This window comes from Bacillus cereus group sp. MYBK195-1, assembly GCF_051916605.1.
GTDB lineage: Bacteria > Bacillota > Bacilli > Bacillales > Bacillaceae_G > Bacillus_A > Bacillus_A cereus.
Window position 1 is genome coordinate 183474 of sequence record NZ_JBQAGZ010000004.1, and the last position, 24395, is coordinate 207868.

Below are 24395 nucleotides of genomic sequence, written 5' to 3' on the forward strand. Positions count from 1 at the left end.
GGGGAATACGTTAAATTAGATTCCTCAGATATATACCAATAGTTATCTTTACTTATTCATTTTCTTAATTATGTGCTGTAGTAGCGTTATCTGTAACTTGTGATATGAGGTTTAATATTTGTCTTTAATTTAATTATCGTAAAAAAATTCTGATTATTTTAATTTTTTAGATAAATTTTTATCATATGTTTTTTGCATGAAAATAAGGAAATTTTTCTCGTAGTAAGTTAAATTCTTTTATAGAATTCCTTTTAGTAACTTCTAAATAGGGGGGATTGTATACCTTGTTATGAACGATGAATTTTTTATTTAATTCATTCTCTATATTTTTAACAGTAATAAAATAATAAATAATTTTGGTAATGGATAATTACTAAAAAAGGGGAAATCCAACATGTCTATTAAGAATTCTGGTGAAATAAACAAGGGTGGTATAAGAACTTACGATGAGATTACAGTAGCAGAGCAAGATATGATATTAAATAAATTCAATTCTACAAAAACCGAATATCCAAGAAATAAGACCATAAACCAGCTATTTGAAGAACAAGTGGAGAGAACACCTGAAAATATTGCAGTTGTGTTTAAAGATAAACAACTCACATACAGGGAACTTAACGAGAAATCCAATCAATTAGCAAGGATGTTAAGGAATAAGGGTGTTAATACAGACGCTATTATAGGATTAATGATTGATAGATCACTTGAAATGATAATTGGAATAATGGGTATTTTAAAATCTGGAGCAGCTTACCTCCCAATTGATCCTGATACTCCAAAAGCAAGAATTGATTATATGTTACGGGATAGTCATACCATGATTTTATTGACTCAAGAGAAATTCATTAAGAAAATCGAATATGATTTAGAAATAATTAATTTGGACGAGCTAGATTCAAGTGACTTAAGTACAGATAATCTGAAACATGTAAATCGTTCTGATGATACAGCTTATATTATTTATACATCGGGTTCTACTGGAATACCAAAGGGAGTTATCATTTCGCATTATAGTGCTATCAGAGTCGTTCGAAATACAAATTACATAGAAATAAAAAATAATGATACCATTCTGCAGCTTTCGAATTATTCTTTTGATGGATCAATTTTTGATATATATGGTGCGCTGTTAAATGGGGCGAAATTAGTAGTGATAGAAAAAGATACAGTCACGGATATAAATAAGCTTGGAAATATAATTAAGCAAGAAAACATAAACGTGATGTTTATTACAACTGCTTTATTTAATGCGCTTGTAGATATGAAAATAGATTGTTTAATCAATATAAGAAAAATATTATTTGGTGGAGAAAGAATTTCAGTCTCCCATGCAAGAAAAGCATTAGAATTTCTGGGGAAAGATAAACTCATTCATGTATACGGACCAACGGAAAGTACTGTTTTTGCCACATATTACTTTATAAATGAAATAGATGAGAATGTTGACACTCTACCTATAGGTAAACCGTTAGCAAATACTTCAGTTTACATAGTAGATGAAAAGAAAAATTTACTGCCTATTGGTGAACCTGGAGAACTTTGTATTTCTGGTGATGGATTAACTAAAGGGTACTTAAATAATGAGCAGCTAACATTAGAGAAATTCGTTAAAAACCCATTTGCAGAAGGAGAGCGTTTATACCACACAGGAGATTTGGCTAGGTGGTTACCTGATGGGAATATTGAATTTATAGGAAGAATTGACCATCAAGTAAAGGTTCGGGGATTTAGGATTGAACTTGGAGAGATAGAGAGTCAGTTATTAAAGCATCAAAATGTAAAAGAAACTGTAGTTGTAGCAAGAGAAGAAAAGGACAAGAGCAATTATATTTGTGCATATCTAACATTAGTAGGAGAAGTTACGGTTGAAGAATTAAGAAGATTTTTAGGTGAAAAGTTACCTGATTATATGATTCCTACTTATTTTCTTAAGTTAGATAAAATGCCGTTAACAGCAAATGGAAAAATAGATAAAAAGTCTTTACCTGAACCAGATCGAAGTTTTAATACCGAGGTTGAATATGAGGAACCAAGAAATGAGATTGAAAAACAGCTCGTTTTAATGTGGCAGGAAACTTTGAATCTAAATAAAGTTGGTATTAATGACAGTTTTGCAGTTCTTGGTGGGCATTCAATAAACGCAATGGAGCTTTTATCTAAAATGAATGACAGGTTAAGTGTTGATTTACCATTAAAGGAACTGTTTAAATTATCTACAATAAAGAAAATAAGTGCTTACATCGAAACAAACAAGGGAGAAATTATAGAGAACCGACAATTTACAAAAACTACAGATTTAAAGAATTTACATGAACCTTTCCCACTTACAGGTATACAATTAGCCTATTTAATAGGTAGAGATCCGGCTTTTGAAATTGGTGGAGCAGCTACAAATTTAACGGTTGAATTTGAAATAGATATTAATATAGATAGGTTTAATAGTGCATTACAAAAATTAATTAATAGACATCCAATACTAAGAACAATAGTTTTTGAAAATGGAACACAAAGAATCTTAGAAGGAGAACTATTTTATTCTGTAGACACAGTAGATGTAAGGAATTTAAATCAAGAAGATATAATGATACGTATATTGGAACAAAGACAAAAAATGATAGCTAAAATCATAGATCCAAGTACTTGGCCATTATTTGAGATAAAAGCATTTATATTACCCAATAATCAAAAATATTTTTGTTTAAATATAGATCCACTAATTTGTGATGACAGTAGTATGAAAATATTAATCAAGGAATTTAAAATGTTTTACAATCAGCCAAGTCTGCAGCTGCCTGAGCTGGAGTATAATTTTAGAGACTATGTTTTAGCAACCAATGAATTTAGGCAATCTAATCGATATAAAAAAGATGAGAAGTACTGGTTAAATAAATTGGATAATTTCCCAAGTGCACCAGCATTGCCTTTAAAATGCAACCCATTAGAAATTGAGAAACCTACATTCAATAAATGTTCGGAATTTTTAGAACGTGAAACATGGGATAAATTAAAACAAAAAGCAAGAGAAAAAAATCTTACCCCTACATCGGTTTTATGTGCTGCATATGCTTATGTCCTAGCATATTGGAGTAATCAGAGTCAATTTGCAGTAAATTTAACTGTTTTTAATCGGATACCGTTTCATCAAGACGTAAAAAAAATCATTGGGGATTTCACAACTCTAATGTTATTAGATATTAATGCGAAAGATAGTATTGATTCATTTTGGAAATTTGCTGCGAAGGTACAGGATACATTGTTAGAAGCCCTTGAACATAGACATTATGATGGTGTGGATTTTATAAGAGCTATTGGGAAAAAACATAGAATGGTTAATCAAGCTATAATGCCTGTTGTATTTACAAGTGTATTGAGTGAGGACTCAGATGATTCATTTAATCATTTGATAGATTTTGAAAAAATTAAATTTTTTAGTACAAGAACATCCCAAGTTTATATAGATAACCAAGTTTATGAATTAAATGGAGGTTTATATATTACATGGGATTACGTTGAACAATTATTTGAGATTAATGTTATTAAATCAATGTTTGAACAATATATAAATGTATTAAATCAGGTTATATTTCATGATCAAGTGTCAGGTATTAACCTTAGTGAGAATAGCATAAAAGTTATTGAAACCTATAATGATACAAACAAAAAGTTTGATAAGTGTACTTTACATGAAATGTTTGTGAATCGAGCAAAACTAGTACCAGATAAGGTAGCTGTAATTCATCATGATGATTCGATAACTTATAAAGAACTAAATGAAAAATCGAATCAAATTGCAAGATACTTAATGGATAAGGGAGTTAGAAAAGGTGATTACATTGGTGTGATAGGTAAGCGATGTATAGATACCATTATAAATTTGTTTGCTGTTTTAAAGGCTGGAGCAGCATATATACCGCTTGATCCTGATTATCCTGAAGAAAGAAAAGAATATATAAAAAAGAAAAGTAATTGTAAGTTCTTTATAACACCGTCTACCTATAAAGATGAAAATATTAGGGAATATTCTGGTGATGAAGTCAATATAAAAGTAGATGAAACAGATATGGCATATGTTATTTTTACTTCTGGTAGTACAGGGAAACCTAAAGGAGTTCAAATAACTCATGGTGCAGCAACAAATACAATTATAGATATTAACGAAAAATTCTGTGTGACAGAAAATGATAAAATTATGGGGATTTCTTCACTGTGCTTTGATTTGTCAGTTTATGATGTTTTTGGTGCATTGAGCTGTGGAGCGGCCCTTGTAATTATAGATGATCAAAGGGATGTATATAACCTAAAAAAAGTTGTAAAGAAAGAAGGAATCACAATTTGGAACTCAGTTCCAGCAATTATGGAACTGACAGTGGACTTATATAATGATGGTGAACAGGATGATAGTCTAAGGCTTGTATTGCTTAGTGGGGACTGGATACCGCTGGAACTTCCTCAGAAGATAAAGAAAACTTTCAAAAATGCGGAAGTTATTAGCTTAGGTGGAGCAACTGAGGGGTCAATATGGTCCATATATTACCCTATTAAGGAAATTAAGGGTGATTGGAAAAGTATACCATATGGAATGCCGTTGGCTAACCAGAAAATTTATGTATTAAATCAAAATAAGCAATTGTGTCCCGTAGATGTAGAGGGAGAATTGTACATTGGTGGAGTGGGAGTAGCAAGTGGGTATATAAATGATATTGAAAAAACTAAGATGTCATTTATTTCGCACGAAGAATTAGGATATATTTACAAAACTGGTGATTATGGTGTGTTAAAAAAGGACGGATATGTCGAATTTTTAGGAAGAAAAGACAGTCAAGTTAAGATAAGGGGATATAGGGTAGAATTAGGGGAAATTGAAAATTGTATAATCAAATATAAAGGTGTAAATAAAACAGTAGTAATTGACTATACAAACGATAATAAAATGAAAAGCCTGTATGCTTTTGTAGTTTCAGATGAAGACATAAACCCAAATGAACTAAAACAATATTTGCAAAATCAGCTCCCGAATTATATGATTCCATCAAGATTTTTCAAAATAGATGAAATACCATTGACTGTAAATGGGAAAGTAAATAAGAGTATTTTGGGGGAATTAATAAAAAATCATGAACTAGATGAAGTTGCAGCAACTACATGTGAAGAAGCAGAAAATGAAATTCAAGCCCAAATATTAGATATATGGAAAGATGTATTTGGAATAGAAAACATAGGAATAGATACTAATTACTATGAAATAGGCGGAGATTCATTAAAAGCGATATCGATTGTTACTGAAATTAAAAAGAGAATGAATATAGAGGTGCCTATAGGAGAAATATTTAAAAATGACACTATAAAGGTATTAGATCAATATTTGAAAAATAGCCAAGACAATCATAGGGGAAATATGATTGAAAGGGTATCGAAAAAGGATTATTATGCTACATCGCCTTCTCAAAAACGAATGTACATGCTTTCTATGATGGAAAATAATAGAGGAGCATATCATATTCCTATGGCGTTACTTGTCGAAGGTGAAATCGAATGTAATAGACTTGAAAATGCATTTAGAAAATTTATAGATAGACATGAAATCCTGAGAACAGGATTTGAAGTATTAGATAATGAATTAGTTCAAAAGGTTTATGATAAAGTTGATTTTGATTTGGAATACCAATGTTTAGATATAGTCGTAACAGATGATGAAGGTTTAAGAGATTTAACTAGCAAAATGTGTAAGGAATCAACAAAGCCTTTTGATTTAAGTAAACCATCATTAATGAGAGCTAAACTAATTAAAATCGGAGTAGAGAAGCATATATTGGTTGTTAACTTCCATCACATAATAGCAGATGGGGTATCACAAGGAATATTTATGAATGAAATACTCGATTTATATAACAATCTTGATTTACCTAAGATAAATATACAATACAAGGATTATGTAGAATGGAATAATACGTATAATCAATCTAATGCTATAAAAAAACAAGAGCAATATTGGCTGAATTTATACAGTCATCTGCCATCTAAATTAGAATTACCTTATGATTATAGAAAAGAAAATATTGATACCTTTGCAGGAGAAAATGCATACTTTCATATAGAAAAAGAGTTATCTGAACAGATAAGAAGGGTAGCTAAGGATACAGGGTCAACTTTATATATGCTTATGCTTAGCGCTTATCATATATTACTTCATAAATATACTGGAAAAACTGATATCGTTGTCGGAACAGCAGCATCAGGTAGGTTACATCAAGATTTACAAAATATTTTTGGTGTGTTCGTCAATACTATTGCTTTAAGAAACAATATAGATGCTACAAAAAGTTTTAAAGAAATTTTGGAACAGGTAAAAGAAAATACAATTACAGCATTTGAAAACTCAGAGTATCAGTTTGATGAACTAGTTCGCAGTATAGACTATGAAAGAGACTCTAATAGAAACCCTTTATTTGATACTATGTTTGTATTGGAAGACGCTAAATTATTTACTAAGAAGCAAGGTGCTTTAAATCTTAGTCCAATAATATTTGAATTAGATAATGCAAAATTCGATATCACTTTTAATATTTTAGATTATGACGATGAGATCGTGTTAAATGTCGAATATAGTACTGGATTATTCAAAAGAGACACAATATTAAGAATGACAGAAAATTATATTAATATTCTGAGGGAAATATCAAGGAATCTTTCGATAAGTGTAAATAAAATAGATATGATCCCACAAGAAGAAAAGCACTTTTTATTGTATGAACATAACGATACAAATGTAGATTTCTCTAAAAACCAGTTAATACACAAGTTATTTGAAGAACAAGTAGAACGAACGCCAGATAGCATTGCAGTTGTTTTTGAAGATAAGAAATTGACATATAGGGAGTTAAATGAAAAATCTAATCAATTGGCAAGAGCGTTAAGAGAAAATGGTGTTGGTTCTGATAAAATAGTAGGAATATTATTAGAACGTTCAGTTGATGTGATTGTGGGAATTATGGGGATTTTAAAAGCTGGTGGTGCGTATTTACCAATTGATCCTACATATCCTATAGATAGAATTAAATATATACTTCAAGATAGTCAAACTGAAATATTATTGACCCAGGATAAATTAATTAATTTAGTTGATTGTACAGAAGTTGATGATATTAGCATTATTAATATTCATAATGAGCATTTGTTTAAATACGGAACCGAAAACTTACGTATTGATAGCAGCAGTAAAGATTTAGTCTATGTCATTTATACATCTGGTTCTACTGGAAAGCCAAAAGGAGTTATGGTGGAGCATCATTCATTGGTGAACTTATGTAATTGGCATAATTCCTTCAATGAAATAAGTGAAACTGATAAAAATGCTAGTTATGCAAGTATAAGTTTTGATGCATTTGCTTGGGAAGTATTTCCTTATATCATAGCGGGTGCAGAGATTCATATTATAAATGATAATTTAAAATTAGATATTACGAAATTAAACAAATATTTTATTGAAAAAGAGATTTCAATAAGCTTTTTACCTACACAAGTATGTGAACAATTTTTAATGCTTGAGAATACATCTTTAAGAAGATTATTAACAGGTGGAGATAAACTAAATTATTTTGAAAATAAAAGTTACCAGATTGTTAATAACTATGGTCCTACAGAGAATTCAGTAGTAACAACAAGCTTTATTATAGAAAATTCTTATGACAATATACCGATAGGAAAACCAATATGTAATACAAAAGTCTTTATTTTAAACGAATCTAATGGGCTTTGTCCATTGGGAGTGCCAGGCGAGCTTTGTATCAGCGGAGAAGGTTTGGCCCGTGGTTATTTAAATAGACCAGAGCTCACAGCAGAAAAATTCATTCCAAATCCGTTCATTCCAGGAGAGAGAATGTATCGAACAGGAGACCTTGTGAGAATGTTACCTGATGGAAATATTGAGTTTTTAGGAAGAATTGACCATCAAGTGAAAATTCGTGGTTTTAGGATTGAACTGGGTGAGATAGAGAGTCAACTTCTAAAACATAAGGAAGTAAAAGAAGCTGTTGTTATCGCAAGAGAAGATAATAGTCATCATCAATATCTATGTGCGTACTTTACTTCCGAATCATCGAAGGGCGAGACTAGGGTTCAAGAAATTCGAAAGTTTTTGGCAAAAGAGTTACCAGAGTATATGATTCCTGCTTTTTTTGTTCAGCTAGACAAGCTACCACTTACTACAAATGGGAAAGTGGATCGAAAGGCTTTACCAAGTCCTGATGAAAGCTCGGTTGCAGGAGTAGTAGAGTATGAGGCGCCAAGGAATACAGTCGAAGAAAAGCTTGTATCCATTTGGCAAGATATTTTAGATATAGAAAACATAGGAATTCAACACAACTTTTTTGAAATTGGAGGCCATTCACTGAAAGCGACTACGATGGTTTCTAGAATCCATAAGGAACTTATGGTGGAGATACCTTTAGGACAAATATTCCAAGCACCTACTATAAAAGGGATTGGAGAATTTATTGACTCTACAAAAGAAAGTGTATATGCATCCATCAAAAAAGTAGAAGAACAAGATTATTATCCGCTTTCATCTGCCCAAAGAAGACTCTACATTTTAAACAAAATAGAGGGTAGCGGAGTATCTTATAATATGCCTTTCGCTATGAAAATAAAAGGTGATTTAGATGTTCATCAGCTTGAACAGGCTTTCCATAAATTAATCGAAAGACATGAAGCTTTAAGAACTTCTTTTGTAATGGTAGATGGTGAACCAGTTCAAAAGATTGAAAAAGACATAGATTTCCAAGTGACGTATAGAGAAATGGGTACCAATAAGCTAGATGATATAATCAATGGATTTGTTAAACCGTTTGATTTGGAGAAGGCTCCTCTTTTACGGGTTGAAATCATACATGTTACAGATGATGAGCACGTGATGGTATTAGATATGCATCATATCATTTCAGATGGTGTATCAATGGGGATTTTCATGCAGGAATTAGCTGAATTATATAATGGTCAAAAATTATCTCCATTAAGCATTCAATATAAAGATTATTCTGCGTGGCAAAGAGGCTTGTTTACTCAAGAAGAAATCACAAAGCAAGAAAAGTATTGGATGAATGTGTTCAATGAAGAAGTACCAGTACTAAATATGCCAACGGACTATAAAAGGCCAAAAAGAAGAAGTTTTGCTGGAGATAGAATCAATTTAAAAATCAATAGTGAAACTTATAATCAGTTAAACAAGTTGGCTACAGAAAATGAAGTTACTATGTATATGCTGATGTTAGCAGGATACACGACTTTGCTTTCTAAATATTCAGGGCAAGAGGATATAGTAGTAGGATCACCAATTGCAGGAAGAAAACATGTAGATTTAAATAATGTAATGGGAATGTTTGTGAATACCCTTGCGATGAGAAATTATCCAAAGGGCAATAGATCTTTTAGAGAGTACTTAAAAGAAGTAAAAGAAAATACATTGAAAGCATATGAAAATCAGGATTATCAATTTGAAGAATTGGTAGAAAAGGTAAATGTAAGAAGAGACATTTCACGAAATCCACTATTTGATACGATGCTGGTATTTCAACACACTGATAATATGCTATTAAATTTGGATGGACTAAAGGTTAGCATGTTAGAAGATCAGAGGAAAATAGTTAAGTTTGATATTACTATACATGTAAGTGAGTTAGAGGACGGATTAGGATTAGAAATTGAATACTGTACGGCTCTCTATAAAAAGGAAACAATAGAGAGGTTTTTAGAGCATTTTATAAACGTCTTAAGAGAAGTAGTAGAAAATCCAGAACAGAAATTAAGTGAAATAAATATATTAACAGAGAAAGAAAAAAGTAAGTTATTAAACGAATTTAATAATACCAAAGGAAAATATGCTAAAGAAAAAACACTTCCAGAGCTTTTTGAAGAACAGGTAGAGAAGACACCTAATAATGTGGCACTTGTTTTTGAAAATCAAAGTATAACATATAAAGAGCTAAACGAAAGGGCAAATAGCCTTGCGCATATACTTCGCGAAAAAGGAGTTGGTCCTGACGTAGTAACGGGAATAATGGTGGAACGCTCTATTGAAATGATAGTAGGTATAATGGGGATTTTAAAAGCTGGAGGAGCTTATTTACCGATTGATCCAACTTATCCTAGGACAAGAAAAGAATATATGTTACGTAATAGCCATATAGAGATACTATGCGTAACGAATGAGGTTCATAGCGATATATCTTTTCATGGACAAATTATACAATTAGATAAGTTAGAATATAAAGAAAATAGAGCGAATATCAGTAAATTAAATAGTCCCCGAAATTTAGCTTATGTAATATATACATCAGGTTCTACAGGGAATCCTAAAGGGGTAATGATAGAACAAAATAGTGTAAATAACTTAGTCAATGGGTTAAATGATGTAATTTATAAAAGGTTCAATACTAATGTTAATGTCGCGTTGCTAGCACCATTTATATTTGATGCATCGGTGAAACAAATATTTGCAACATTACTTTTAGGGCATACCTTATTTGTTGTGCCAAAGGAAGTAAGTTGGAATGCAATGAGTTTAATTGAGTATTATGCAACAAATAAAATACATGTATCGGATGCTACTCCGGCACATTTAACAATGCTTAGCTATGTAAATAAAATAGAACAAGAATTAGAAATTAAAGAATTTATTGTAGGAGGAGAGGCATTAACGCCTTATTTAATCAAAGGTTTATTTGGAAAGTTTGCTGATTTTAAACCTAATATCACAAATGTTTATGGGCCTACAGAGTGTTGTGTAGATTCCACAAGTTATAGAATTGAGTTTGATCAAATAAGCGGTGATAAGGTAATTCCGATTGGAAAACCAATTTTAAACACTAATATATATATATTAGACAAGGGAAATAATCTTCAGCCAATTGGAGTAGCTGGGGAACTGTGTGTATCAGGTGAGGGGATAGCAAGAGGATATTTGAATAATCTAGAATTAACAGCTGAAAGGTTTATTGAAAATCCATTTAATAACGGTAAATCTATGTATCGAACTGGAGATCTTGCAAGGTGGTTACCTGATGGGAATATAGAATTTTTAGGACGGATAGATCATCAGGTGAAAATACGTGGTTATCGAATTGAACTTGGAGAAATAGAAAGTCAACTGTCAACTCATCAAGATATCGAAGAAACGATTGTTATAGCTAGAGAAGATAAGGAAAGTAATCAATATTTATGTGCGTATATCGTTTCACAAAAAGAATTACATGCAAGGGAAATTCGAGAATATTTAGAACAGAAACTTCCGGATTATATGATTCCTGGATATTTTGTGAAATTAGATAAACTTCCGTTGACAACGAACGGGAAAGTAGACAGAAAAGCACTTCCTGAACCAGATGGAAGTATTAATACTGGGGTAGAGTATGAGGAACCGAGAAATGAAGTGGAAGAAAAGCTCGTTGAAATTTGGAGAAGTATTATTGGGATAGAGGATATAGGGATTAATCATAATTTCTTTGTATCTGGAGGAGATTCCATTAAGGCAATCCAAATTATATCTAGATTATCTAGAATTGGTCTTAAACTAGAAATGAAAGATTTATTTGCAAATCCAAAAATTAAAAATCTTGGAAAATATATAAAACGAGAAAAGAAAGAACAAAAGGTTCATGAAATAGTAAAGGGGGAAGTAGAATTAACCCCGATACAAAGCTGGTATTTTGAGAAAAACCAAGAAGAGATACATCATTTTAATCAATCGTTCATGCTATTTAGAGAAAATGGATTTGATGAAAAACAGATAGAAGAAGTATTTAATAAAATTATGGAACATCATGATGCTTTACGCATGATATATAAAGAAAAAGAGGGAGAAATAATTCAATATAATAGGGGTTATGACAAGAACCTATTTGATTTATATATTCATGATGTTAAGGGCGTTGAGAATAAGGAAGAGAAGGTATATGAAATTGCTACAAATATTCAAAAAGAGATGGATATTAAAGAAGGTAAACTTGTAAAGCTTTGTATATTTAAATCGGATGAAGGAGATCATCTTCTGATTGCGATTCATCACCTTGTAGTGGATGGAGTATCATGGAGAATCCTACTCGAAGATTTGGAGACTTTATATTCACAACTAGAAAAGGGTGAAAAGCTAGAAATAGGATTCAAAACAGATTCCTATAAAGAATTTGCATCAAAGTTAAAAGCTTATAGCGTGAGTAGGGAATTAATGAAAGAAAGGGAATATTGGACAAGTATATCAAAAGAGAATGTACAGTTTATCCCTAAAAAGAAAGAAATCACAAAAAACAACTTTGAAAATAGTAGTACAGTAAGTATTACATTAGATAAAGAACTCACTACATCTTTACTTAGAAATACAAATAGGGCATATAACACAGAAATAAATGATATTTTATTAACAGCTTTAGCAGTTGGAACCAGAGAATTGACGGGGAAATACAAGCTAAAAGTAAATATGGAAGGGCATGGAAGAGAGGACGTAATAGAGAATTTCGAAATCAATAGGACTGTTGGCTGGTTCACGACGATGTATCCAGTGCTTTTAGATATAGGGAATGAAAATGAACTTTCGACCAACATAAAGACAGTTAAAGAAACTTTGAGGAAAATACCAAATAAAGGAATAGGTTATGGGGTATTAAAACATTTAGCAAAAGATAAGGGATTTATGAATGAAGAAAAGGCACCAATTTCATTTAACTATTTAGGTGAATTGGATCAAGATATTAACAGGAGAGAATTCTCTGCATCGAAATGGTCTATAGGTGAAACAGTGGGTAAGAAAATTAATAGGAATACATCTATAGAAATGAATTCAATGGTTTTAAATGGTGAATTGGTTATTCATACAACATTTAATGAATTAGAATACAGTGAAAAAATGATAAAGGACTTAAATCAGAAATATAAAGAAAGTCTTGAAATGATAATTAATCATTGTGCGAATAAAGTAGAACCAGAACAAACACCTTTTGATTATGGAGATATAAATATAACATTAGAAGAACTTGAAGAAATAAAAGAAAAATACAATGGTTTTATTATTGAGAAAATATATCCGTTAGCAAATATGCAAAAAGGGATGTTATTCCACGCATTAGAAGATAAAAATTCAAGTATGTATTTTGAACAAATTGTAATGGATATAAAAGGGACTGTGGATGTAGATATTTTAGAAAAATCATTTAATACAATAATGAGGAGACACGAAATATTAAGAGCAGCATTTGAGTATGAATTAGTGGAGGAACCAAGACACGTCATACTTCAAGATAGAAAAGTAGGTTTCAAACATTATGATATTCAAGACGAAAGCATTGAGCAGAAAACAAAGTTTATAGAGAATTATTTACAAAATGATAAACAAAAAGGCTTTAATTTAAGTGAAGACACATTAATGAGAATTAGCTTAATTCAAATGAATCAGGATTCATATAAATTGGTATGGAGTCATCATCACATATTGTTAGATGGATGGTGTCTTGGGATTATATTAGGTGAGTTATTTGATGTTTATGGAAGAAAGATGAAAGGTGAAGATAGCCATTTAGCGGAGCCAACACCATATAGTGATTATATAAGATGGCTGGAAGAACAGGATAAAGAAGAAGGATTAGCACATTGGAAGAGCTATTTGGATGGATATGAAGAACAAGCACAGGTTCCTAAAATCTTGAATAAAGTTAATGAGTATAAAAGAAAAGAAAAAATGATAGAATTTTCAAAAGCAATGACCCGTAACATTATTCAACTCGCAAATAGAAATCAAGTTACTTTTAATACCGTACTGCAGGCAATTTGGGGCATTCTTTTAGCGAGGTACAATAATATAGAAGATGTTGTATTTGGAACAGTCGTATCAGGAAGAGAGGCAAAAGTAGAAGGAATTGAAGCGATGGTAGGATTATTCATTAATACAATTCCGACTCGAGTTAAACTGGAAAAAGATAGTAGTTTTAAAGAGGTTTTAAGAAATGTCCAGGATGAATCAATAGAAAATAATAAATATAACTATATAAATTTAGCTGAAATTCAATCTTTACATGATCTAAAAAGAAATTTAATTGATCATGTAATGGTATTTCAAAATTATTCACTGGATGATAGTAGTTTTAATCATGCAGAAAGTAATACAGGTTTTATGTGTCAAAATATAAGGGGAGAAGAGCAAACCAATTATGGATTCAACATTGTAGCAATTCCTGGAGAACAGTTAGTATTAAAATTAACTTATAACGAAAAGATTTATCCACAGGAAATAATAGACAATATAGAAATGCATCTTAAAAAAGTAACGGAACAAGTTGTTATAAATGAGGATAAGAAATTAAATGAGATAGACATAATCCCAGAGAAAGAGCGAGATGTATTATTGTATAAATTTAATGATACAAAGACGAATTATCCGAAGGATAAGACTATACATCAGCTGTTTGAGGAACAGGTAGAGAAAACGCCTAATCATATTGCCGTTGAATTTGAAGGCACTAAAATGACGTATCAAGAATTAAATGAAAGGTCTAATCAAGTTGCTAGATGGTTACGAGATAAAGGAATTACTGCAAATACAATTGTGGGAATTATGGTTGAGAGATCCCCTGAGATGATAATTGGAATAATGGGTATCTTAAAATCAGGTTCAGCTTATTTGCCGATAGATCCTAAATCTCCTCAGGATAGAATTAAATTTATGATACAAGATAGTGATATTCAAATTCTATTAACGCAGGAGAAGTTCATTAATGATTCCTCATTGGATGTAGAGATGGTTAGTTTAGATAAGAGTGAGAATTTTCAATTGAGTAAAGAGAATTTAGCTCCTATAAATGATTCTGAGAACATAGCTTATATCATATATACATCGGGCTCTACTGGAGTACCAAAAGGTGTGGTTACATCACATTCTAATGCAGTAAGGGTTGTTCGTGACACAAACTATATTAAGATTGATGCAGATGATATTATTTTACAGCTTTCAAATTATTCTTTTGATGGATCCGTATTTGACATCTACGGTGCATTGTTAAATGGTGCAAAATTAGTGATGGTATCAATAGATACAGTATTGAATTTAAGTAAGCTAACAAAATTAATAAAAGAAGAAAAAATTAGTGTTATGTTTATAACTACAGCCTTATTTAATACATTGGTTGATTTAGAAATAGAGTGTTTATCTAATATAAGAAAAATCCTCTTTGGTGGTGAAAGAATTTCAGTATCACATACAAAACGAGCATTGGAGTATTTAGGGAAAGATAAGCTGATTCATGTATACGGTCCGACAGAAAGTACTGTTTTTGCTACGTATTATTGTATAAATGAAATCAATAAAGAATTCGACACAATACCAATTGGGAAGCCATTAGCAAATACTTCAGCATTTATAGTAGATGGAAATCAGAGACTACTTCCAATCGGCGTAGCTGGAGAACTTTGTTTAAGTGGAGCAGGATTGGCTCATGGATATTTAAACCGACCAGATTTGACAGCAGAAAAGTTTGTCTCAAATCCATTTATACCAGAAGAAAAAATGTATCGAACAGGGGATCTCGTTAGGATGTTGCCTGATGGAAATATTGAGTTCTTAGGTAGAATAGATCATCAAGTGAAAGTTCGTGGTTTCAGGATTGAACTTGGTGAGATAGAGAGTCAGCTACTTAAATATAAAAAAGTAAAGGAAGCTATTGTTATCGTAAGAGATGATATTCATGGTGAAAAATATATATGCGCTTACTTTACTTCTGAAACATGGAAAGATGAATTAATAATTCAAGAAATTAGAAAGTATCTAACTAAAAAGCTTCCAGAGTATATGATTCCTGCATTTTTTGTTCAACTTGATAAGCTACCGCTAACTACAAATGGGAAAGTAGACCGAAAGTCATTACCAAAGCCTGATGGGAATGTAACAACTGAGGCAGAGTACGTAGCACCAAGTAATTTTGTAGAAGAGACTATTATTTCAATTTGGGAAGAAATCCTAGGCATCAAATCTATTGGAATTTCTCATAACTTCTTTGAAATAGGAGGAAATTCACTGAAGTTAATGAGTGCTGTTGCTGCTATTAATAAAGTTTTAAATACAGATATAAGCATTCACAATTTCTTTGAGAATCCAAGTGTAATGGGTTTAGCAAATTATATCCTATCAACTGAACATGATCGTCAAAATAGTTCTTATGATTATGTTGAGGAAGAGGTATAACGGTTTAAAATGAAATTCATTTCTTTTGGAGGTAAAAGATATTAGTAATAGGTGTAAAAAGGCAGATTTTCTATAATGTTGATTGTTTTGAGATTTCAGATTTAATTATAAGAAAAGGGGATTTATCCTAGGAAAACTGTACAATCTATACTTCTTCTCAGCAGAGAAAAAGGAATAGATTGTGCAGTTAAGCTAGGCCCAATGGTTTGAATTTCAAAGATGTATATGAAATTTGATAGTTGTTTTAGTTATTTACTAATAGTGTGAGAAATTGAATGGGCACCGCGAAGGGAATGATTCTAGTTATGGATATTAAAGGGTTTATAAATGATTTGAAAAAATCAAACATTTTCTTATATCAGAATCAAGGGAAGATAAAAATTATTGGACCTCGTGAACTAATAACAGCTGAATTAAAGGGGAAAATAAAGTTATATAAAGAAAAAATTATTATAGCTTTAAAAAATGAAGATATAGAAAAAAAGAATGAAATTCCAAAAGCGAAACAATCAGAAAATAATTGTTATACCTTATCAATGGCACAAAAAAGGATGCTTATTTTAAATAATTTGGAATCTAAAGGTACGACATATAATATTCCTTTAGTTATCAAAATCGTGGGCGATTTTCAAATGCAAGTTTTTGAGAATGCTTTTAAGGTACTAATTGATAGACATGAAGCATTAAGAACATCCTTTGTAATGATTGATGGAGAACCAGTTCAAAAGATAGAAAAAGAAATAGATTTTAAAATTGAATATAGTGAATTAGGAGAAGATAGCGTATCAGAACGAGTGGCACGATTTATAAGACCTTTTGATTTAGAGATAGCGCCGCTTCTAAGGGTAGAGATTTTACGTGTTAATCAGAATGAGCATATCATGATGCTTGATATGCATCATATTATTTCAGATGGAGTATCAATGGGCATTTTAATGAAGGAGTTAGCTGATTTAGTTAGAGAAAAAGAATTAGCACCATTAAAAGTTCAGTATAAAGACTATTCGGAATGGCAAAAAGAATACTATAAAGGAGATAACATAAAGCAGCAGGAGGAATATTGGCTCAAGGTATTTGAGGGTGACATTCCAGTTCTGAATATGCCAACTGATTTTCCAAGACCACAAATACAAAGTAGTGAGGGAGATAGGCTTGGTTTTGAAATAGATTCTGAACTAACAAAGAAACTTAAATTTCTTGCAAGGGAAAATGGAGTTACTATGTATATGCTTCTTTTAGCAGTATATAAAACGCTTCTTTCTAAATATACAAGGCAAGAGGACATAATAGTTGGTTCACCAATTGCGGGAAGAACACATGATGATTTAAAAAATACAATTGGCATGTTTGTCAATACCCTTGCAATGAGAAGTTATCCAAAAGCAGATACTAAATTCATTGATTATTTAAAACAAGTAAAAGAAAACACATTAAATGCTTATGAGAATCAAGAATATCAATTTGATACATTAGTAGAGAAACTAAATTTAAGAAAAGAAACAAGTAGAAGCGCATTGTTTGATACGATGTTTGATATACAAACTCAAAATAATTTTGAGTTTAATATAAATGGAGTAACCACTGAGGTTTGCGATATTGATTTTAATGTGGCGAAATTTGATTTAAGTCTTACGGCGATAGAATATACAGATCATTTGAAATTTGATTTGCAATATTGCACAAAATTATTTAAAAAAGAAACAATCAAAAGACTTGCAGGTCATTTAGTAAATGTAATAAAGGAAATTACCAATAATCCGGGGCTTAAATTAGGAGAAATAAATTTACTTTCAGAAGAAGAAACGGAAATCATATTACACAAATTTAATGATACTATGGCCGAATTTCCTAAAAATAAGACCTTAAACCATGTATTTGAAGAGCAGGTTCTAAAAACACCAAATCATATTGCAGTTATATTTGAAGAGGAACAATTAACATATAAACAACTAAATGAAAAAGCAAATCGACTGGCAAGGTTGCTTAGAAAAAATGGTGCAAAGCCGGATACTGTAATAGGAATTATGGCGGATAAATCCCCAGAAATGATAATTGGCATATTGGCGATTTTAAAAGCTGGAGCAGCATATTTACCAATTGACCCTGAGTATCCTGAAGAAAGAATTGAATATATGCTAAAAGATAGTGAAGCAAAATTAGTTGTTACTCAGGAGCACTTACAATTCAAAGTAAGAACAGTTCCAGGTATTTTATTTAATGATGAAGAAATTAGTTCTTTAAATAAGGACAACCTAGAAAATTTAAATCATTCATCTGATTTAGCTTATTTAATATATACGTCAGGTTCTAGTGGAAAGCCTAAAGGGGTTATGACTACACATCGTAACGTCATTAACTATATTTATGCATTTTCAAAACAAATTACTTTAAATGAAGAAGATTCTATATTACAAGTAGTTTCATTTTCATTTGATGCTTTTACGGAAGAAACATTTCCTATTTTGGCTAATTCAGGGAAATTAATCATTAGTAAAAAAATTGGTGATCTGAACATAGATGAGCTAGTTAAAAATATTGAAAAATATAATGTGACTTTAGTAAGCTGTTCACCACTGTTACTCAATGAAATTGATAAAAATAAGCATTTAATACTTAATAAAAATATGAAATTTATTAGTGGTGGAGATGTTTTAAAGTATGAATATATAAAAAATATTATTGAGATTGCCGATGTTTATAATTCATATGGTCCTACAGAAACAACTGTTTGTGCAACATATTATAAGGTCAGTTCCAATGATTGTATGGGAATGAGTGTACCTATAGGTAAACCACTAAGCAATTATAAATTGTATGTTTTGGATAATAATGCTCAATTACTGCCGATAGGAATACCTGGTGAATTATATATAGGTGGAGAAGGTGTAGCGCGAGGATACAAAAATAAAAAAGAATTAACTGAAGAAAAATTCAAGTCTAATGCTTTTAGTTTAGGAGAACGAGTGTATCGGACTGGAGATTTAGTAAGATGGCTACCTGATGGAAATATTGAATTTTTAGGTAGAATAGATAATCAGGTAAAAATTCACGGTTTTAGAATTGAACTGGAAGAAATTGAATATCACTTATTAAGACAATCGAACATAAAAGAAGCTAAAGTAATTGATAAAGAGGGGATAGATGGAAACAGATATCTTTGCGCATTTATTACAGTTAATGATTTGAATGAAGAACTGAACTTAGATAAAGTGAGAGAGTTGCTTGCCAAAGAGCTTCCTGGTTACATGATTCCTTTGCATTTCATAGAGATGGAAAAATTGCCGATTACACTTAATGGAAAATTGGATGTGAAAGCATTACCGGAACCAGATTTCAATAAATTTATAGAAAATCATTATGAAGCACCTCGAAATCTAGTAGAAGAGAAGTTGGCTTTAGTGTGGAAGGACGTTTTGGGTATAGAGAAAATTGGAATAAATCATAACTTCTTTGAAGCTGGAGGACATTCACTAAAAGCTTTTTCATTGGTATCAAAGATACACAAAGAATTAAATGTTGAAATACCATTAAAACAAATATTTAATTTTCCTACTATCAAAGGCATTGGCGAATATATAAAAGGGAAAGAAACGAGTACTTACTCAAAAATAAAGAAAGCTGAGGAAAAGCAATTTTATAATCTTTCATCGGCTCAAAAAAGGCTATATATTTTAAATCAAATAGAGGATAGTGGAATTACTTACAATCTACCAGTTGTTATACAAATGAAGGGGCGCTTTCAATTGGACACTTTTGAAAAAGCCTTTAAAGCATTAATTGATAGACATGAAGCATTAAGAACTTCTTTTGTAATGATTGATGGAGAACCAGTTCAAAAGATAGAAAAAGAAATAGATTTTAAAATTGAATATAGTGAATTAGGGAAAGAGAACGTATCAGAACGAGTGGCGCGATTCATAAGACCCTTTAATCTAGAGGTAGCTCCTCTTCTAAGGGTAGAAATCGTACAAGTTAGTCAGGATGTGCATATCATGATGCTTGATATGCATCATATTATTTCAGACGGAGTATCAATGAGCATTTTGATGAAAGAGTTAACAGATATATTTGGAGAAAAAAAATTAGCGCCATTAGAAATTCAATATAAAGACTATTCAGAATGGAAAGAAAAGTTTTGTAACGGTGATAATATAAAGAAACAGGAGGAATATTGGCTTAAAGTATTTGAGGATGAGATACCAGTTCTGAATATGCCAACTGACTTTCCAAGACCACAAATACAAAGTAGCGAGGGAGATAGATTAAGTTTTGAAATAGATTCTGAACTAACAAACAAGCTTAAAATGTTTGCAAGGGAAAATGGAGTTACTATGTATATGCTTCTTTTAGCAGCATATACAACGCTACTTTCGAAATATACGGGACAAGAAGACATTATAGTTGGCTCGCCAACTGCAGGAAGACAACATGATGATTTGAAAAATACTATTGGTATGTTTGTTAATACTCTTGTGATGAGAAATCGTCCTAAAGCAGACAGTAGATTCATTGATTATTTGAAGAAAGTAAAAGAAAACACCTTAAATGCTTATGAAAATCAAGATTATCAATTTGATGAGTTAGTTGAAAAGCTAGCCTTAAAAAGGGATATTAGTAGAAACGCATTGTTTGATACGATGTTTTCTATTCAAAATTTAGATAATCTAGAGTTGAATATAAAAGGCTTAAAAATCGAACCGTATGACATTGATTTTAAAGCGGCAAAGTTTGATTTAAGTTTATCGGCAATTGAAAATACAGATCATATAGAATTTATTTTAGAGTATTGCACAAAATTATTTAAAAAAGAAACTATACAAAGAATTGGAAATCATGTAGTTAATATCTTAAAAGAAATTGTTAATAATCCTGAACAAAAATTAAGTGAAATAAATTTGCTTTCACAAGAAGAAAGAGAAATGATATTAAACAAGTATAATAATACTGCTGTTGAATATCCAGTAGGTACTATACACGAACTTTTTGAAGAGCAGGTTAAAAAAACACCAAATCATATAGCTGTAGTGTTCGAAGAAAAGCAGTTGACCTATGAAGAATTGAATAAAAAAGCAAATAAACTAGCTAGAACTTTGAGAGAAAAAGGTGTTGTACAAAATAGTATAGTTGCAATAATGGTGGATAGATCAGTAGAAATGATTGTAGGAATATTGGGGGTTCTAAAAGCTGGAGGAGCATATCTGCCGATAGATCCAGAATACCCTACAGAGAGAATAGAATTTATGCTTGAGGATAGTAATGCGGACATTATTATTACCCAAGAACATCTAACGGATAAAAATGGTTCCTACGGTGAAGTAGTAAATATAAATCATATAGATATATATGATATCGATGAAGATAATTTGAATCATATCAATTCACCAGATGATTTAGTGTATATCATATATACATCAGGAACAACTGGAAACCCTAAAGGTGTGTTAGTAGAGCATAAAAATTTGGTTAATGCCCATTACACTTGGAGAGATCACTATGAATTGTCAAAGTATGAAGTAAATTTATTACAAATGGCTAGTATGTCGTTTGATGTATTTGCAGGGGACTTATGTAGAAGTTTATTAAATGGCGGGACAATGTATATAGTACCGAGTCATATCAAGCTAGAACTGGATTTATTATATAAGACAATTAAGAAGTATAAGATTAATATTTTTGAATCCACTCCAAGTCTTATTATACCTTTTATGAATTATGTATATGAAAATAATATTGATCTCACGACATTACGATTATTAATATTAGGTTCTGATAGCTGTCCTATACATGAGTACAAAAATTTGGTTAAAAGATATGGGGAGAATATGAGAGTAATTAATAGCTATGGAGTTACAGAAGCAACTATTGATTCTAGCTATTATGAAGAAGAGTACGATTATATACCACAAATGGTAAATACTCCTATAGGAAAGCCGTTAAATAACACAAAATATTATGTTTTAAACGCTTTATTAGAACCACAACCTATAGGGGTGTATGGTGAATTGTACATTGGTGGAAAAGGTCTTGCAAAAGGATACTTAAACAAGCCAGATCTTACTCATGAAAGGTTTGTTTCAAATGGCTTTATACCTGGTGAAAAAATGTATAAAACAGGAGATTTGGTAAGATGGCTTTCAGATGGAAATATTGAGTTTTTAGGAAGAATAGACAATCAAGTAAAGGTTCGAGGGTTTAGGGTAGAAATAGGAGAAATTGAAGCTAAACTATTAGGTAATCAAAATATAAATCAGGCGGTAGTAATTGATCGGAAAGATAATGCTGGTTTTACCTATTTATGTGCATACATAATAGCTAAAGAGGAGCTAACTACAAGTGAATTAAGAGACTACTTGTCAAATTATTTACCAGATTATATGATTCCTTCATTTTTTATTCAATTAGATAAAATGCCTCTTACACCGAATGGAAAAATAGATAGAAAAGCATTGCCTCTTGTACAAGAGGGGGACCTTTCTAAGGGAACAGATTATGAAGCGCCTCGAAATGAAGTGGAAGAACATCTTGTATCAGCTTGGCAGGATGTCTTGGGTATTAAAGAAATTGGAATTAACGATAGTTTTTTTGAGGTTGGTGGAGATTCTATAAAAGCGTTACAAATAGTTTCTAAACTATCGAAAGTGAATCTTAAACTCAAAATTAAAGATTTATTTGAAAACCCGAAAATTAAAAATCTTAGTAAGTATGTAAAAAATGAATCGAGAGTAAAGAAAAACTATGAAATAATTCAGGGAAATGTTCCTTTAATGCCAATACAGAAAAGACATTTTGTATTAAACGAAGCATTAAATAATAAAGAGCTAAATCACTATAATCAATCATTTATGCTGTATAGAAAAAATGGATTTGAAGAACAGATTGTAGAAAAGGTGTTTCGTAAAATTTGTGAAAAACACGATGCTTTACGAATGATTTATAAAGAGGAAAATGGTGAAATTATTCAATATAATCGTGATTTAAATGGGGATTTCTTTGATTTATATGTCCATGATATTAAGAATCAAGATAATCAACAGGAGATAGTGGGTCAACTAGCAACAAATATACAAAAAGAAATTTCGATTACTGACGGTAAAATGTTAAAACTTTGCATTTTTAGAACAAATGAGGGTGATCATTTGCTTATTACTATCCATCATCTTGTAATAGATGGAGTATCATGGCGAATATTATTCGAAGATTTCGAAATGTTATACAAACAAGCATATCTCAATGAAAAACTTGATATAGGTTTTAAAACGGATTCATTTAAGGAGTTTTCAGAAAAGTTAATGGATTATGCGGTAGGTAATAAACTTCTAAAAGAAAAAAAATATTGGGCAGACATATCTAAAATGAAAGTAGATTTTTTAGCAAAAAATGAAGAAATAGATGTGACCGATTATAAAAATAGCAAGACCTTAACCATTTCACTAAATAAGGAGAACACTCAAAAGTTATTGGGAGAAACAAACAAAACATATAATACTCAAATAAATGATATCCTTTTAGCGGCTTTGTTAGTAACGGTAAGAGATTTAACAGGAGAAAACAGGCTGAAAATTCTCATGGAAGGTCATGGAAGAGAAGAAGTCATTGAAAACATAGATGTTAGTAGGACTATTGGTTGGTTTACTACAATATACCCTGTATATTTTGATTTAGGTAAAGAAAAAGAAATTTCTATGAGTATAAAATTGGTAAAAGAGACTTTAAGAAAAATTCCTAATAACGGAATAGGATATGGGGTTTTAAAATACCTAAAAAAGGATCAAGATTTGTTAAATGATGAAACGGCACCTATATTATTTAATTATTTGGGAGAAATGAGTAAAAAAGCGACCGATGAAGAATTTTCTGCATCATGGCTATCACCTGGCGAAAGTATAGGTGGCGAAAATGCAAGAGATGCTTCTATAGAAATTAATTCAATAATTGTAGAGGATACATTAATAATAAACACTACCTTCAATGAAGGGGAATATTCTGAATTTTTAATCGCTGATTTTAACCTAAAGTATAAAGAGAACCTTGAAATGATAATCAATCATTGTATTAATCAAACGGAATCAGAAAAAACAGCTTCCGATTATGGTTACAATAAAATGTCACTAGAAGAGCTTGATGAGTTACTAGGTGAATATGAATTCATCGATAATTAAAGCCTGGAGGCAAAACACAA

2 protein-coding genes are annotated in these 24395 nt (G+C 31.1%); both read left to right on the plus strand.

The genetic code is table 11. From position 1 onward, the window contains the following. Positions 1-394: 394 nt before the first annotated feature. Positions 395-16216 carry an amino acid adenylation domain-containing protein gene (locus tag ACTFRY_RS19480; RefSeq protein WP_440032404.1) on the plus strand — a complete coding sequence of 5274 codons (15822 nt, stop codon included), beginning with the start codon at positions 395-397 and terminating at the stop codon, positions 16214-16216. A 305-nt stretch (positions 16217-16521) separates the two neighbouring features. Further along, on the plus strand, positions 16522-24375 hold the full coding sequence (locus ACTFRY_RS19485; RefSeq protein WP_141541514.1) for a non-ribosomal peptide synthetase: 7854 nt from the start codon (positions 16522-16524) through the stop codon (positions 24373-24375). Positions 24376-24395 lie beyond the last annotated feature (20 nt).